The following is a 16,141-nucleotide window of genomic DNA, read 5'->3' as shown; positions in this document are numbered from 1 at the left end:
TGGTTAATACCGGCTGTTCAACCGGGTTACAAATTGTTTCACTTTTTCCATGTCCTTTATGCCCGGACTTACCTCGAACTTACTATTGATATCTACAGAAAACAATGCTTTACCAACCGGCAGCGCGGCAAACTCTTTCAGTTGTTCTTCATCACCGGGTTCTATACCACCACTCAGAAAAAAAGGTTTACCGATAGCTGCTTCTTTAAGCATGTTCCAGTTAAACTTTTTTCCGGTTCCTCCATAACCTGCGCCCATGGTATCGAACATAAACATGTCGCACACATCCATATACGATCGCACCATCCATTCTATGTTGTCGTTCTCGCTCACGCGGAAGGCTTTTACAACCGATACATAATCTGCGATCTTTTCGCAATACTTTGGGCTTTCATCTCCATGTAACTGTACCATGTGCAGGCGGCATTCGTCTACCATATGCAATACTTCCTCTATGGAAGCATTTACAAATACGCCTACCTTGTTAATGTTGTTCTCTTTCCTGATCTGGCTGGTGGTAAGGCCTTTGAATACATAGCGCTGACTTTTGGGATAAAAGATAAAACCGGCAAATGTCACGCCCATGTGGCCTAATTGTTCCAGTTGTTCAGGCAGGGTCATACCGCAAACTTTTACTCGCATAGCGTTGTCAGATTTTAAGTGTTAGGGTGGTGGCCATGCAATCGCTATATTATTTTGACTCCAGTTGCGCTATGAATTTATGAAAGGCCTCACCGGGATGCGCTTCTTTCATAAAATTCTCTCCTATCAGGAACCCACGAAAGTCATGTTGCTTAAAAAGCCTGATGTTGTCGACCGAACTGATACCGCTTTCAGCGACCTTGATCTTGTCGGCGGGAATGCGTTCGGCCATCCGCAGGCTCCGGTCAATATCGACCTCAAAGGTTTTCAGGTTGCGGTTATTAATACCTACAAGTTTTGTTTCATCACAGATGTGCTCCAGCTCTTCTTCGGCATGTAATTCCAGCAATACCTCCAGTTGTAAAGAAGCGGCAAAAGATGCTAACCGTTTAACCTCAGCTGGTGTCAGGCAGGCTGCGATCAACAGGATAACATCGGCTCCCATGGCCCTGGCTTCCATGATCTGGTATTCATCGATCATAAAATCCTTGCGAAGGATAGGCACCTGGTTCACTCTTGCTTTGATGAGATCGGCCGTACTGCCGCCAAAGAATATTTCATCGGTGAGTACAGATAATCCGGAGGCGCCAAACCTTGCATAGGCTGAAGTCACTTCAACCACATCGGCGGCTCCATTTATGATGCCTTTGGAAGGCGACTTCCTCTTGAACTCGGCAATAATGCCGGTTTTGGATCCATCAAGCAAAAACTGACTGAGTGACAATACAGGCCGCGTATAAAACGCCTGCTTTTCCAGCTCCTTTACAGGTGTCTGTTCCTTTCTTTCAGCAACTTCCTTTCGTTTATGCTCTATTATTTTATCTAGAATGTTCATTGTTTAACGTGATCATTTGTGAATGTGGATCGTGAATCGACAATCGTCAATCGACAATCGTGCTTAAACTATACCCACTTCTTTTCTCGTACCTGCACATATAAATTGAAAAACTCAATAACTTAATAACTTATGAACTTCTTATTGTAACGCAACCAGTTTCTTCAATGCCTCATTCGCCTTCCCGCTTTCCAGACTTACAACTGCTGCGCCATACGCATCATCATAAGTTTTATAATTACCGGTGCAGAACAGCGCCATGGCTGCATTCGCCAATACCACCGCATTCTGCGCCCAGGTTCCTTCCCCTTTCAGGATCCTGGTGAAGATTTTGGCTGCTTCTTCTACCGTATTGCCACCATATATATCGGTTGGATTAACCATTCGTTTTCCCAATTGCTCGGGCGTCATGATCTTTTCGCCGTTATTAGTGATCACCTTTGTATCGTTGGTAAGGGAAATCTCATCGTACCCATCCAGGCCGTGAATGATTGTGAACGCTCTATCGGTTAACTGCAACAGGTAATTATAAATGCGCGCCATTTCGAGATTGTACACACCTATCAGCTGAAAGGGCGGAAATGCCGGGTTCACCATGGGACCAAGCATGTTGAAAAAAGTGCGCATGCCCAGGTTCTTTCTGATGGGCCCTACTGTCTTTAATGCCGGATGAAACAAAGGCGCATGCAGGAAACAGATATTTGCTTCATCCACTTCCTTCTTCAGCTGGTCGGGGTTATTCTTCATTTTATATCCCAGCTGCTCCATCACGTTCGATGCTCCACTGATGGAAGATGCGCCGTAATTGCCATGTTTGGCCACTTTTTGTCCGGTACCAGCCACAATAAAACAACTCAGGGTAGAAATATTGAAGGTATTTTTTCCATCACCGCCGGTACCTACGATATCAATGACAGGGAAACCGTTGAGGTCAACTTTCACACACAGTTCCAGCAGTGCATCCTGGAATCCCTGCAGCTCTTCAATCGTTACGCTGCGCATGAGGTATACAGTCATAAAAGCCGTTACTTCATGTTCGTTGTAAACACCTTTACCAATGTTCATCAAAACGTCTTTCGCCTGCTCGCGGCTAAGTGTTTTATGTTCAAAAAGGTATTGTAATATTTTTTTCATATTATGATGAATAGAGAATCGTTAATTACTGAATTTCGTTAGCACATTAGCATATCAGCACATTAGCTAATTATGCTTTGAGCCAGTTTCTAAGAATCTCTTCTCCTTTTGGCGTTAATACACTCTCCGGATGGAACTGCACGCCCTGCACATCGTATTGTTTATGCTGTAAAGCCATAATAAAGTTGTTGGAATCCCGGGCTGTGATCTCCAGCTCTTTTGGGAACGCTTCTTCACTTACTACCCAGCTATGATAACGGCCTACCTCAAACTCGTCGGGCAACCCATTGAAGAGCGGTTTATCACGATTAATCACCTGTACCGGCGTAGCTACTCCATGGTACACGGTACTAAGATTGACCAGTTTTCCACCAAAGGCCTGGCCAATAGCCTGATGACCTAAACAAACCCCCAGGATCGATTTGGTTGCCGCATATTCTTTAATCAGCGGCAGCAACAAACCTGCTTCCTCAGGGATGCCCGGACCCGGCGACAAAATGATCTTATCGTAATCCTTCACTTTTTCCAACGGGATCTGATCGTTGCGGTGTACATCTACTTTTTGATGCAGGATCTTTTCAACCAGGTGTACCAGGTTGTAGGTAAAGGAATCGTAATTATCGAAAACAAGGATCTTCATGTTCATTTATGTTATGCTGCTCCGCCTTCTCCGCCAGCCGGCGGCTTTGGCGGACAAGCCGGGTACTATTAAATTATTTCCTGGGCAAATACGATCGCTTTTTTCAAAGCGCCCAGTTTGTTATTTACTTCCTGCAATTCACTTTCGGGTTTGCTGGCAGCCACCACACCGGCGCCGGCCTGGTAAATCAGTTTGTTTTGCCGGCTCATGAACGTGCGTATCATAATGGCATGATTGCATTGTCCGTCAAATCCCATAAACCCGATAGCGCCGCCATAGTAACTTCTGGCCGTGGGTTCAAAGGCATCAATGAGTTCCATGGCCTTGAACTTGGGCGCACCGCTTAATGTACCTGCGGGAAAAGTTTTGGCCAGCAAGGCAAACGGATTGCTTCCGGTACGCACTTTACCGCTTACTTCACTTACCAGATGTATAACATGCGAATAATACTGCACTTCGCGATAGTGATCTACTTTTACATCATCGCACAGGCGGCTCAGGTCATTGCGGGCCAGATCAACCAGCATCACATGTTCTGCATTTTCTTTGGCATCCTGCAAGAGGCGCTCTGCTTCGCGTTGATCTGTCTCGTCATCGCCGGTTCGTTTAAACGTGCCTGCAATGGGATGCACGATGGCTTTGCCGTTCTGCATGATGAGCTGTGCCTCGGGAGAAGATCCCATCAGTTTGTAATCGCCATAATCGAAAAAGAAAAGATAAGGCGAGGGATTGATGCTGCGCAAAGCCCGGTAAACGGCGAATTCATCGCCGGTAAAGCCCTGCTCAAAACAGCGGCTAAGCACGATCTGGAATACATCGCCGCGTAAGCAGCTCTGAATACCTTTCTTCACCATGTCGATGTAATCGTTGTCGGTCATGTTGGAGGCCTCAGGTCCTTTCGCTTTGAACGGATAGACCGGCACATCTTTACTGCGGATCAACGATTCTACCACCGCCAGTTCGCTTTCAACGCCTGGCATGGTGTTCTCGCAAATAAATAATTCGTCTTTATGATGATTGATGGCTATTACATATTGGTATAGCCTGTAACGCATGAGCGGGATCACCGGTTGGCCGTTGGGCGATTTCCGTTCAACGCCCAGGTGAATGGTATCAAAAAATTGAACCGCGTCATAAGTCGTGTAGCCGTATAAGCCCTGGGCGAATTTGGCTTCCCGGCTGCCGGGAAGGGCTTCAAAGCGCTGCATGAACTCCCACAGTTTTTCCGGTACTTCGGCGCTGTTTGAAATGGAGGCTTTTTCAGGAGGCTGACCAGGTAATTTATATTCGATGCTTTTTGAAGAAGTGATCTCAATACCGGCGATGGCATTGATACAAATGAAAGAGTAACTGTTATCTGCGGCGTGGTGGTCGGTACTTTCGAGCAGTACTGTATCGCGAAAGCGATCGCGCACCCGGAGGTAAATGCCTACCGGTGTGAACACATCGGCCAGCAGCTTTTTACAATTGGTAGTGATATTTATCTTTTTCATTTATCAGCCTCATTAAGAACGGTCAAAAAAAAACCCCGACAGTATCGTCGGGGCTGAATATGGTGTTAATAAACATCAAACAGTAGCTTACAAGCCCCTTTTAGAGTTTGTATGCCACCACCAATGATTATTTTGTAATTGCTTTTTCATTGAGTTACAAAAGTGCTGTGCAAAAATGATTTGACCAAATTTTTTTTGTTTAACTGTATTTATTTTTAGCGGGATGTTGGCGGGTATCGAAAATATTCACTATTTCAAGCCATTCTTTAGTTTTCCTATAATATAGGCGATTGTGCTTCGTAATGGAAATGCTTCAGATTTCAGGATCGTTTTGGGATCGTAACCCCATAAAAGGGTGTTTAACGATCTGTTGTATTTTATGTTCCAATAACTCTATAAAACGTAAGGCAATATCCTCATTCCGGTCTCCAACAATATTCCACTACGTTTCTATAATCCTGGATCGCATTATCAGACCACCTTATTTGCGCAGCCATGATCTTGCCTCTTTCTTTACCTCTTCATGTGACTTCCATTGTCCATTGTTCAGCTGCTCTAATGATTCCTTCAACCGCTTTTGTTGTTCTGGCGTTAGCTCCTCTATCGCGCCCTTGTCTGCCGCCGTTTCATAGGCCACCGCCGCTTCATGCAGCATTTACAATGCCATTTCATCCTCAAGATTATCAATATATTGGTGTAATTCTTCCTCCAATTTCTTCTTGTCCATAACCAACAATTTAAATAAAAATACGATTTTTACCCTTCAATTGCAGGTGAGCCGGAATTAGTTGAAATTGATCAACATACGTTACCGATCATGGCAATAACTTAACCCCCGGACCGTTTGCCGAATGAATAATTTTTATAATTATTGCATATTCCTATTCATTATGGTAATACAACACAAACAATTAGAAGGAAAGGGTATGTTTTACGTCGGGCAGGATGGCGCTATCCTGGCAGAAATGGTGTACACAATGGCCCCTAACAAAATGATCATCGAACATACTGAGGTCGATGAATCCCTGGAAGGAAAAGGCGTTGGAAAACAAATGGTACATACCGCCGTTGAATATGCCCGCACCCATAACATCAAGATCGTACCCCTCTGCCCTTTTGCAAAATCTGTTCTGGACAGGACAAAAGACTGGCAGGACGTACTGGCCTAAGGCTACAAGAGACAAAACACAAGGCACAAGCGAAACTCATTGTTCCCGTTCCTTGTGCTTTGTGCCTTTACTTCAACTGTCTTTTATACAACTGAATGGTATTTTCATATCCCAGGTACAGCGCATCAGCAATCAATGCGTGGCCTATTGATACTTCCAGTAAACCAGGAATGTGCTTTGCAAAATAAGCCAGGTTATTCAGGTCAAGATCGTGGCCGGCATTGATACCCAGCTTCAGCTCATTGGCTCTTTTGGCGGCCTGTACATAGCTGGCGATCGCTTTTTCGGGGCTGTTCGCATATTCGCGGGCGTAGCCTTCGGTATACAGTTCAATGCGGTCGGTACCGGTTTCAGCAGCGCCATTAACCATTTCTACCACCGGATCAACAAAGATCGATACACGGATCCCTGCTTTTTGAAATACCTGGATCATCTCCCGCAAATAATCGCGGTGGGTAATGGTATCCCAGCCATGGTCTGATGTCAGCTGCCCCAGGGCATCCGGAACAAGCGTAACCTGGTGGGGTTGTGCTTCCAGCACCAGGTCTACAAATTTCTGCTCACTGCAATTGCCTTCAATATTGAATTCGGTAGTAATGATCTTTTTAATGGCCCGTACATCGTCGTAGCGGATATGCCGCTCGTCGGGACGCGGATGCACTGTTACTCCATCGGCGCCAAAACGCTGGGCATCGATGGCTGCCTTAACTACATCGGGGTTATTACCTCCGCGGCTATTGCGTAACGTTGCAAATTTGTTGATGTTTACACTCAGCTTAGTCATGCCCAAAAATAAGACATAGTTACCAGTTACCCGGAAGGCAGGAGGGCGATTAATTATAGCTTGAGGCTTTGTAGGGCACTGTTGAAGGTTACAGCTTTCAGGGTACCGGGCCTTTATTGCGGCAGTCGTTATTAGCCGAAGGCTTGTCGTTTATCAAAAATAAAGCGTTCAGCGTTAAGCATTAAGCGTTTAGCATAAACAAAAAAGGAGCTGTTTCGCAACAACTCCTCTACGTGGGGGTTAGGGGTTAAATATTTCTCTAGCCTTTTGAAATTTGTGTGCTGTACAAAACATCGCCTTCCAGGTCTACAATGTCGAGTGAATAAACACCTGACGGCAAAAACTCTACTTCGCTTATGTTGGTTATGTTTATTCCTTTTACCAGGAACCAGCTGAACATCTTCACGATCTTATCATCCTCATCGAACATCCGCACAATTACATGTTTGCCCTGGGCACAAGTAACATCTAATGTGATCGAAGTGAAAAAAGGGTTCGGGCGGACTACAACTTTAGGGATCATATTTTCTGATTTTTGAACTTCTGACGAAGTTTCATTTCCATTCGGTCCGGCCTGATCGATCTGCAATAACCTGTTCAGTTTTTGCCGCATCGAAACAGCGTTTTTCTCCGCCTTGTGCTTTTCTGTGCTTTGATTATGGCTTAATGGTATCACAAATAATGGTTTAATTAAAGATTACTAATCAAATGCCACATTTCAATACACTCATAATCAGCAATATAAGCTACAGGGTCTTTTCTATTCGTCTCTTTTTGGGAGTAAATTTTATTAATTTGGGAAACTATGTCGGCGTTTTGCGCCCCTACTACAGGTTTCTCTTTGCTACGGTAAATGAACATGTACAGGTTTCCATGGCGCCAAGGAAAAAAACATTTACTTCACCACTTTGGTGCTGCATAAAATGTGGCCTTTTTCATCCATTACATCCAGCAGGTACATTCCGGTATCCAGTTTATTCAGGTTGTTAATATTGCTGATGTTAACGCCTTTCTTCAGCTTCCATAAAAAAAGACTGATGATCTTTCCGGTGGTATCTACCATCCGCACTACACCGGGTTGATCCTCCGAGGCTGTGATCTCCAGCGTCAGGGATGAAATGAATGGGTTGGGTCGGGTTGTTATTACATTTACAGCCATCATAATGCTCACGTTTAAGGGTTTAGGGTATTGTTATTATCCTTCTCAGGTTCTATATGCATTCCTATAAAGTGCCAAAAAACAAATCACTTAAAATCAGGAACTTATAAGTTTATGTTGCAACGTCTTATTCTCATTTCCGGAAAAAAGGTGGTAAAACGGGAATGGTTGACCATAATGACAAAACGAGATGGCTTCTGTTGGGCACCAGCTCTGTTCCGTACCTGCGCCATACCAGATTCGCCTATGTTTCGTAGATATTCCGTATATGTCTCGTATATAAGCCGTTCCTTTATAGGTACGGGATATCTACGGCACGCCTATGTGTTACCGGCGTGACAACGGCGACAGATTTGCGCTCCTGGTACGCTTCAGGTACGAAGCAGATACCCGGAAAACGGCCACGGGACCACGGTTTAAAACCTGGCCACCAGCTTCAGGTTCAGCAAACGTGGAGTAAGCCGGTTGGGCATCGCAAAGACAGTATTGGAAAAGTCTTTGATCAGCATGTAAGAGATGGTATTGTCCCGGTCGATCAGGTTGAACACCTCGAGTGTAGCCCAGATGTTCTCAAAATTGCGGAAGGGACTGTGGCTGCGGCGGTTGCTTTTTTCGCTATCGAGCAGCAGGGCGCTGAAACCAATATCAATCCGGATATAAGGATCTATGACCAGGGCATTGCGGTATTTTACACTATTGGGAATATTGTACGGCATGTTACTTCCGTAAAGGAAATTGAGATACACTTTCAGATTCTTGTTAGTGCTGAGGTAATCCTGCAGGAACATCCCAAAGGTGAACAAGCGGTCTGAGGGCCGGCGTAACCAACCTGCTTCCTGCAACGAACTATCCGTCACTGTTCCGGCGCCATCGATCTTGTAATCGTAATAGGTATCGCCTTTCAGGTTCTCACGGGTACGCATAAACCCAAGGCTAACCCAGCTTTCTGCATCTTTCACCAACTCGCCGAAAAGGCGGGTCTCGAATCCGGCAGCATATGCTTTTGCCCGGTTCTCGCCAAAATAACGCAACCGCACGTTGTCAATATCGTACGGCACCACATCCCACATGTTTTTGTAATAAGCTTCAGTGGTTATGCGGAACGGCCGGTTACCAGAGCGGAAATTATAATTGAACCCGGCTGTTACCTGCCAGCTTTTTTGTGCTTTCAGGTCTTTGTTCACGGTGCCATCATAGCGGCGTAATTCCCGGTAAAAAGGCGGTTGGTTGTAAATTCCGGCAGCGCCGTGAAAGATGATATCGCGTTTCCAGTGCGCAGGCTTCCAGGAAAAACCAATGCGGGGCGATAACAGTAATTCGTTATTCAGGTCATTGTAGTTATACCTGATCCCGGCCTGCAATACCACGCCCATGGAATCATGCAAAATGATATTGTCCTGAATGTAACCGGTAAGCCGCGTAATGGTAATATCGGCTTTTGAATTCAACACTTTGTTCAGTATAAGACCATTGGGATCATGGGGCAAACTGTAACCGGCGGAATCCTGGTATTCCCATTCGTGCAGTTTATCGCTGATGGTTTGCCGCTCGGCGCTTTGTCCCCATTGCAGATAATGTCTGCCTTTATCGAGCATGCCTTTATGTGAGGCGTTCCATACCTGTATGTTCAGTTTGTTACGGGCATAGGTTTGATACAGCCCTGCGCCCAGCGGATTATTGATCAGTCCGAAATCAGCTTTGCTTTTATCAAATTCGCGTTCGCCAAAGATGTACGCTCCGGTTATATCGAGGCCTTCGCGTTCGTCGTTCTCAAAACGGCTCAGCATCCATTTCAACCGCAGGTTCTTTTTAGGTTGCTGGGTTAATGCCAGCCCCACCATATTGGTGCGGTAACGGTCTTCTTCGCGGCCATCGAAATAGATGTCCAGTCCCAGGTTGGCGCTGAAATACGGCGAGAATACCGAAGATGTGAGCTGACTGTATTCAGGTATGAGCGTGAATTTCGTTTGGGAGATATTGCCCAGCAGTTCGATGCTGTTCTTCGCATTGAGCTGATAGGTCAACAGCGCCTGCAGGTCGGAAGAAGAGGGCACATAGTTTCCTTGTGTTTCCTGGCTCTTGAGCAGGTTGCGGTTACTGCGGTTGCGAACGCCTATGAGGTAGCCGAATTTATTGTTTTTGGTGATGCCTTCCAGGTGCAGTCCCTGTTCCAACAAGCTCACATAAGCAGAGCCGCCGAATTGCCGGGGCTTTTTATATTGAATGTCGAGCACCGACGACATTTTATCACCATATTTGGCCTGGAAGCCGCCGTTATAAAAACTTACATTACGGGCGAGTTCAGGATTTATAAAACTCAATCCTTCCTGCTGACCGCTGCGCACGAGGTATGGCCGGAAGACCTCGAAATCATTAACGTAGATCAGGTTCTCATCGTAATTACCACCGCGTACTGAATATTGAGAGGTTAATTCATTATTGGAACCTACAAATACTTTTATCAGGCTTTCTATTCCACCGGTGGGAGAAGGAATATTGATCGCGTTTTTGGGATTAATAACCACCAGTCCGGCCTCACGCCGCTGCCGCTGGTCGGTAATGACCACGGGTTCCAGTTCGCGGGTCCCCTGTTCGAGCCGCACTACCACATGTTCTTCTTCTTGCTCATTCAGCAGGAAATTGCGTTGCTCGGTTTTGTACCCCGTATAACTGAACACAATGGCAAACGCTTTATCGGCCGGCACCTGCAATCGGAACGTACCCGAATCGGAAGTCGTACTGCCTTTAAGGCGCCCCAATATCACTACCGACACATTTGCCAGAGGCTGCTCATTTTCTCCGACCACCCTGCCCGATACCCACGCCGACTTTTTCTGCGCGATCACTTTACCGGAAAAACAAACTGCAAAGCATAACAGTAATAAAGGGACAAATTTCACCGGGTTAGTTTTAATTGCCGTCGAAATTAATTGAAATTGATGTCATTGCAAAACGCTATCGAGCGCTGAACGCTGAACGCTTAACGCTGAACGCTGAACGCTGAAGGCTCAAGGCTAAAGAAGGCCTAAGGCTAAAGAAGGCCTAAGGCTAAAGGCTTAAGGCCAAAGGCGGAAGCTGAAAGCTTAAGGCCGAAATCTACATATAAAAATGCAAAAGCCTCACGGCGCGAAGCGCCTGTCCGGATCAAGCGTTAAGCCTTGGGCCTTCAGCCGCCCTAAACATTTTTGCGCGAAGCGCCTGTCCGGATCAAGCGTTAGGCCTTAAGCGTTAAGCATTAAGCATTCTAACGCTGGTCCACACTTGAAAAAGATCAATACTTACGTAAAGCTGTAAGTATATGTATGTAGCCACTTTATGAGGCGAACCAATTCCTGGAATATCATTCCCTGGCGTGGACAACCGCCTATATTGGCACGCCTTTAAACAATTGAAAACGAATCGTTTAATTTTTGGCACCCGGTTGGAAAATACTATATCAACAACGCAATCAGCAAAAAAGTGAGACGGATGCGGAGAAAGCAGCGAAGAGAAATGATCATGGCGTTTGAAGCTGATTGCCCGCCCGACGGTTTGGGTGGCCGGGTGAAAGGGGATTCCTACTTTGATTGTAAACTACATCAACATATTTACTTGGAAGGCGTGTTTTGTAAGGGGCTGATTTTCTAATCGGCCCATTTTTTTTTATCCTTACATATAAAAGCCAGGCTGGCAAAACGCTGTAAATATTATATTGCAAAATATAATTGACCTACCCCCTGCTCATTCCGTAGTACTGTTCCCTTTTCAAACCATTACCAACACTTAAACAAATTAACCAATGAACAATCCTGCTTTTCAATTTGTAGCGCCAGAGATCATGACCAAACTGGCGAGTATCAAACCGTATGTCCTGGTGATACTAACAAAAGGCGAGAACTACGGGCTTAGCGATACTCCCCGGATCATTCAAAGCGAGCACCTGCCTTACATCTTTGAACAACGGCGCGATAATCACATGGTATTGACCATGCCCATCATGGACAATGACACCAAATTCGCTGCTGTTGCCGTGTACAACACAACCGATAAAGAAGAAGTTAAACGTTTGATGGATAAAGACCCCGCCATCGTGGCCGGCGTATTCGATTATGAAATTGTAACCGGTATGGGCTTGCCGGGAGATAAATTGCCTTAATGGTTTCCGGCAATCTACTGTCTTATAGGCACCGTGCCACACAAAAAATAAAAATAACACGCACAAAAAAAAGCAACAAAGCATAATGTACATTCATTATGTTTTGTTGCTTCCTGGTTTTTCTGTTATAACTTGTTACCCGGATGAAATAAGTTTATAAAAAAACCGGTGGATTAGGAGGGTACTTTTCAAACTCGGTCATGATAATCCGCCGGTCAACGAAAACGGAACGAACTTTATTACAAGTTTAATTCAAAGGTTCTCTGGATCCAGCCAGTGGTGAATCCTACAACAACCAGTACAACAACTATTAATAATAAAATGGCCCATGCCGGCATTCCCCGGCGATGCATAGCCGTACGCCTTGTAGCATCATGATTACGGCGAACGGTATTGTCGCGACGTATTGTATTGTCATCGCGATAGCCATCGCGATCAGTTACCAATTCATTTTGTGTTACCACCCTTGCTTTTATAACATATCCGGCGTATCGGCTGCTAAATGAATCCACTTCAGCCTGATTATTTACCATTTGTTCTGCCACAAATAATTCTCCGTTTGCTGATGGCTGAAAAGCCTGGATCACCACCGGGAATTCTCTTTCGTTAATTACCATAACAAATAAATTTGTGTTCGAAACTATTCATGCAAAACCACTGCCATGGCCGCTTTTAACTTATTGGTTGAATATTAATGGAATTAGTAGCTGAGGAATTATTTTCACACCTCCGTGGCCGCTTTCTTCTTTCTTACTGTTGCCTTCCTGCCGGTTGTTTTTGCCGGAACGCGTTTGGCAGGCGCTTTTTTCGGTGCGGGAATGGCTTTGGTATCTGGCGCTTCATTCAGGTTTTCCGGCGCTTTTTCCAATTGCACGATCATATCCTTCAGGAATTTTATTAACCGTTTGCGCTGGGTTTTATCGCTCACATTCCATTTGTCTTTTTCGGCTCGCCGATGTGCCAGTTTGTATTTAAGACCTGTGAGCGCAGTTGTATAATCATTTGCGTTTAGTTTCCTAACGTGCTGGTGAGCCAGTATATACCAGTGATATTCTGTTCCTACGGGAACGCCTGATCCTTCCGGCGCTTTACCAGCCCTGCGTTTGGTTACGGCATAACTGATGGTCCACAGGTCAGGTGTCACTTTGGTTTCTTTCCACTCGCCTTTGTCGTAATACCATTTATGGCTACGGCCTATTTTCATGCCGGTGTAAACCTGTCCTTCAAACTCCTTGAACTGATTGTATGTTTTGGAAAGGTCCTTATCCGCTTCCTTTTGCGTTTTTGCCTTCGACTTTCCTGTTGATGTTGCCATATTCAATCTGTTTCATTTATATATGCAAAAAATGCCACCGGGCAATGGCTTCTATAAAACAGCTTCTTATGTAGACATTTTTTCTCAGGAACGCCTCTGCTACAGGGGCCAGCGAACAGCCTGTCTTTCCTTGGACGAACGATATAATGCAGTAAACAGTTCTACTGTCTTTCTTCCTTCTTTTGCAGTGACCAGCGGCTCCCTGTTTTCGGCTACTGCTCTAATGAAGTCGCGGTTCTGCTGGCGAACATAATATTCTACGGGGTCCACGGCATTGAATTCGGCCCTGTCTGCATCATGAAATGTCTGCAATTGTTGTTCTTCGCCAGGGATTGTCCAAATGTCGTTCAAAGGCGGTTCCAGTACGGTAGATCTACCCGGAAGGAACATGGCCCCGCCATCGGTTTGTACACCGGCCGACGCACCGTTAGACCCATGTATATGCACTTTGCCATAAATACCTGGTTTCTGCGCATTGCTGACTACAATATTCGCAACAGCGCCATTCTTAAAACGGACAACTGCAACCGCAGTATCTTCCACCTCTATATACGGGTGGTTGATGTTTTGCCAAACACCATACAGCTCTTCCATTTCGCTGCCCATATACCATTGCAGCAGGTCGAGCTGATGGGGCGCCTGGTTCACCAGCACACCGCCTCCTTCTTTATCCCAGCTTCCCCGCCACGGATCACTGTTGTAATATTTTTCATCGCGCCAGCCATACATCACCACGGTGCCCAACATAGGTGTGCCCAGTTTGCCGTCGTCAATGGCCTGCTTTATACGACTGCAGGCAGGATAGAACCGGCGCTGGCTTACCATTCCCAATTGCCTGTTGTATTTGGTGGCTGCTTCCATCATGGCATCACAATCGGCCAGAGAAACAGCCAGGGGTTTTTCTGTGAGTACATGTGCGCCCTGTTGCATCGCGATCACCGCTCCCTCGCGATGACAAGGATGTGGGGTGCAAATAACCACCACGTGCACCTGTTCGCGTTGGATCATCTCAGCTATGTTTGAATAGGCTTTAACGCCGAAGCGGTCAGCCGTAACAGCTGCTTTTTCCTCACTGCGGCTTTGTACCGCCACGAGTTCTGTTTCTTCAATTTTTTTCAATGCCTGGGCATGTACCTGCGCCATTTTGCCACACCCAATAATTGCAGATCTAAGCTTGCTCATAATGTTCAAATTTCCTGAATTCATTAAAGTAAACTGACCTAACGGGAATTTCTGATTGCGAGATTGCAGGATTTTGAGATTTGCTTTAACTCTCACCTCACAATTGATCGCTAAATCCCGAAATCTCAAAATCAATAAATCAAAAAATCAGAAAATCTTATTTCGCCCTTCCCAATTTCAGGAACAAAGGGAAATAAAAGTATCCTGGTTCCTGGCCTGGCCACAGTTCTTCGATCATTGACGCCAGTTCAGTCACCGGGTTATATTGATTGGCTTTTATAAAATGCTGTACGCTCGACCAGGTATTGAAATAACCTATCAGTTGCTGCCGCGTCCACTGTACCTGTATGTTGAACGTTGTTGAAGGTAAGGGTTCGTATGGAAAAGGCACCGTCGTGTAATGATCATCGATATAGGACCTTTCCTTATCCCAGTAAGCGCCTACTTTTTCGCGGTAAAAGGTTTTGATGAGGCTATTGAGCTTTTCATCAGCACTCATCAGCAGGCTGTATCCCCAAACGGCGATAACAGCGCCGGGTTTGGCTACCCTTTTTACTTCTTTTTCGAAAGCCTCAAAATTGAACCAGTGATATGCCTGGGCTACTGTAATGCAATCAAAACTGTTATCGGCAAATGGTGTTCTTTCGGCGGAAGAAAGGGAGTAGATGATCTTTTCATTCTGCTGCGCCTGTTGTATTTGTTTTTCGCTGATGTCGGTGGCCATTACCTGCTCGAAATAACGCGCCAGTTCAACAGCTGCCTGGCCGTTGCCGGTAGCACAATCCCAGGCAAGGTGCTTTTCATCTACATGCTGCACAATATATTCATACAATTCGGGCGGATAACCCGGGCGGTATTGTGCATATAGCGAAGCCTGGTTGCTGAAGAGGTCTTTGGCCATACATCAGTTAATTTTTTTCAACTGCGCAATGGTATCTTTTGGATCTTTCGATTTGAATACGGTATTACCTGCTACGAGCACATGCGCGCCAGCCTTAATGATATCAGGTGCATTTTGCAGCGTTACACCGCCGTCGATCTCAATTTTAGTGGCGAGTCCCTTTTCATCGATCATCCGGCGCAGCGTAGTTATTTTTTGCAGGGTCTGCTGAATGAATTTTTGTCCGCCAAAACCCGGATTCACACTCATGATCAATACCAGGTCAAGATCATGTAGTATATCTTTCAATAATTCAACCGGGGTGTGCGGATTCAAGGCCACGCCGGCCTGGATGCCGAGCGATTTGATCTGCTCAATATTGCGGTGTAAATGCGTGCAGGCTTCCAGATGTACGGTTATATGGTCGGCGCCTGCCTTTTTAAAATCTTCTACATATTTTTCCGGTTCCACGATCATCAGGTGCACATCGCATACTTTAGGTGTTGCTTTCCTGATGAACTCAATGATCATAGGGCCAAACGTAATGTTGGGTACAAAACGGCCGTCCATTACATCGAGGTGGACCCAGTCGGCCTCACTCTCATTGATCATTTTACAATCAGCTTCGAGGTTCAAAAAATTAGCCGATAAAAAGGAAGGTGCTACTATTGACATCTGAAAGTTGATAAGTTGATAAGTTAACTGGTTGAAAAGGCAGTCATGCCCGTCTTTTACGTTTCGCAAATGTAACCAATTCAGCCTATTTACTTATC

The 16,141-nt window shown here is 45.5% G+C and carries 16 protein-coding genes and 1 pseudogene; 2 read left to right on the top strand and 15 right to left on the bottom strand.

Annotation, left to right across the window (positions count from 1 at the left end; all coding sequences use genetic code 11):
* Positions 1-3 precede the first annotated feature (3 nt).
* The 6 genes from JUB15_RS00415 to JUB15_RS00390 all read right to left on the bottom strand — a co-directional run bounded on the left by JUB15_RS00415 (position 4) and on the right by JUB15_RS00390 (position 5,399).
* Entirely contained in the window at positions 4-642 is a 639-nt protein-coding gene (locus JUB15_RS00415) for a phosphoribosylanthranilate isomerase (RefSeq protein WP_207510265.1), read from the bottom strand.
* Positions 643-691: 49 nt separating this feature from the next.
* Entirely contained in the window at positions 692-1,477 is a 786-nt protein-coding gene (gene trpC, locus JUB15_RS00410) for an indole-3-glycerol phosphate synthase TrpC (RefSeq protein WP_207510264.1), read from the bottom strand.
* 141 nt (positions 1,478-1,618) lie between these two features.
* On the bottom strand, positions 1,619-2,611 hold the full coding sequence (gene trpD, locus JUB15_RS00405; protein ID WP_207510263.1) for an anthranilate phosphoribosyltransferase: 993 nt from the start codon (positions 2,609-2,611) through the stop codon (positions 1,619-1,621).
* 70 nt (positions 2,612-2,681) lie between these two features.
* Positions 2,682-3,251, bottom strand: a complete 570-nt coding sequence (locus tag JUB15_RS00400; protein ID WP_207510262.1) for an anthranilate synthase component II — start codon at positions 3,249-3,251, stop codon at positions 2,682-2,684.
* 68 nt (positions 3,252-3,319) lie between these two features.
* Complete coding sequence (locus tag JUB15_RS00395) at positions 3,320-4,744, bottom strand: anthranilate synthase component I family protein (protein WP_207510261.1); 1,425 nt, start codon at positions 4,742-4,744, stop codon at positions 3,320-3,322.
* A gap of 481 nt (positions 4,745-5,225) precedes the next feature.
* Positions 5,226-5,399 carry a hypothetical protein gene (locus JUB15_RS00390; protein WP_207510260.1) on the bottom strand — a complete coding sequence of 58 codons (174 nt, stop codon included), beginning with the start codon at positions 5,397-5,399 and terminating at the stop codon, positions 5,226-5,228.
* Positions 5,400-5,634: 235 nt separating this feature from the next.
* Between JUB15_RS00390 and JUB15_RS00385 the strand changes: the two genes are divergently transcribed.
* A complete protein-coding gene (locus JUB15_RS00385; RefSeq protein WP_207510259.1) occupies positions 5,635-5,913 on the top strand; it encodes a GNAT family N-acetyltransferase in 279 nt (92 codons plus the stop codon).
* A gap of 67 nt (positions 5,914-5,980) precedes the next feature.
* Here the strand turns inward: JUB15_RS00385 and JUB15_RS00380 are convergent, their stop codons facing one another.
* From JUB15_RS00380 to JUB15_RS28870, 4 genes and pseudogenes are all read right to left on the bottom strand, one after another.
* Complete coding sequence (locus tag JUB15_RS00380; protein ID WP_207510258.1) at positions 5,981-6,697, bottom strand: pyridoxine 5'-phosphate synthase; 717 nt, start codon at positions 6,695-6,697, stop codon at positions 5,981-5,983.
* A 259-nt stretch (positions 6,698-6,956) separates the two neighbouring features.
* On the bottom strand, positions 6,957-7,373 hold the full coding sequence (locus JUB15_RS00375; protein WP_207510257.1) for a hypothetical protein: 417 nt from the start codon (positions 7,371-7,373) through the stop codon (positions 6,957-6,959).
* 219 nt (positions 7,374-7,592) lie between these two features.
* A complete protein-coding gene (locus tag JUB15_RS00370) occupies positions 7,593-7,859 on the bottom strand; it encodes a T9SS type A sorting domain-containing protein (RefSeq protein ID WP_207510256.1) in 267 nt (88 codons plus the stop codon).
* A 2,303-nt stretch (positions 7,860-10,162) separates the two neighbouring features.
* Positions 10,163-10,621 (bottom strand): annotated as a pseudogene (locus tag JUB15_RS28870) (carboxypeptidase-like regulatory domain-containing protein); the annotation flags it as partial.
* Between the two features lie 1,013 nt (positions 10,622-11,634).
* On the opposite strand from JUB15_RS28870, the gene JUB15_RS00360 reads away from it, so the two are divergent.
* Complete coding sequence (locus JUB15_RS00360) at positions 11,635-11,991, top strand: YciI family protein (RefSeq protein WP_207510254.1); 357 nt, start codon at positions 11,635-11,637, stop codon at positions 11,989-11,991.
* Between the two features lie 239 nt (positions 11,992-12,230).
* Here JUB15_RS00360 and JUB15_RS00355 read toward each other — a convergent pair whose 3' ends face one another.
* The 5 genes from JUB15_RS00355 to rpe all read right to left on the bottom strand — a co-directional run bounded on the left by JUB15_RS00355 (position 12,231) and on the right by rpe (position 16,043).
* A complete protein-coding gene (locus tag JUB15_RS00355) occupies positions 12,231-12,608 on the bottom strand; it encodes a hypothetical protein (protein WP_207510253.1) in 378 nt (125 codons plus the stop codon).
* A 104-nt stretch (positions 12,609-12,712) separates the two neighbouring features.
* Positions 12,713-13,306 (bottom strand): hypothetical protein, encoded by a 594-nt coding sequence (locus JUB15_RS00350; protein ID WP_207510252.1) that lies wholly within the window; start codon positions 13,304-13,306, stop codon positions 12,713-12,715.
* Between the two features lie 99 nt (positions 13,307-13,405).
* The gene (locus JUB15_RS00345; protein ID WP_207510251.1) at positions 13,406-14,488 is read right to left on the bottom strand and encodes a Gfo/Idh/MocA family protein; all 1,083 of its coding nucleotides are present in this window, start codon (positions 14,486-14,488) and stop codon (positions 13,406-13,408) included.
* 157 nt (positions 14,489-14,645) lie between these two features.
* Positions 14,646-15,389, bottom strand: a complete 744-nt coding sequence (locus JUB15_RS00340; protein ID WP_207510250.1) for a class I SAM-dependent methyltransferase — start codon at positions 15,387-15,389, stop codon at positions 14,646-14,648.
* 3 nt (positions 15,390-15,392) lie between these two features.
* Positions 15,393-16,043: a ribulose-phosphate 3-epimerase gene (rpe, locus tag JUB15_RS00335; RefSeq protein WP_207510249.1), complete on the bottom strand. Its 651-nt coding sequence runs from the start codon at positions 16,041-16,043 to the stop codon at positions 15,393-15,395.
* Positions 16,044-16,141: the final 98 nt, after the last annotated feature.

The organism is Longitalea luteola, assembly GCF_017356035.1.
Lineage (GTDB): Bacteria > Bacteroidota > Bacteroidia > Chitinophagales > Chitinophagaceae > Niastella > Niastella luteola.
The sequence above is the reverse complement of the archived record's forward strand: the minus strand, read 5'-3'. Positions and strand labels throughout refer to the sequence as shown.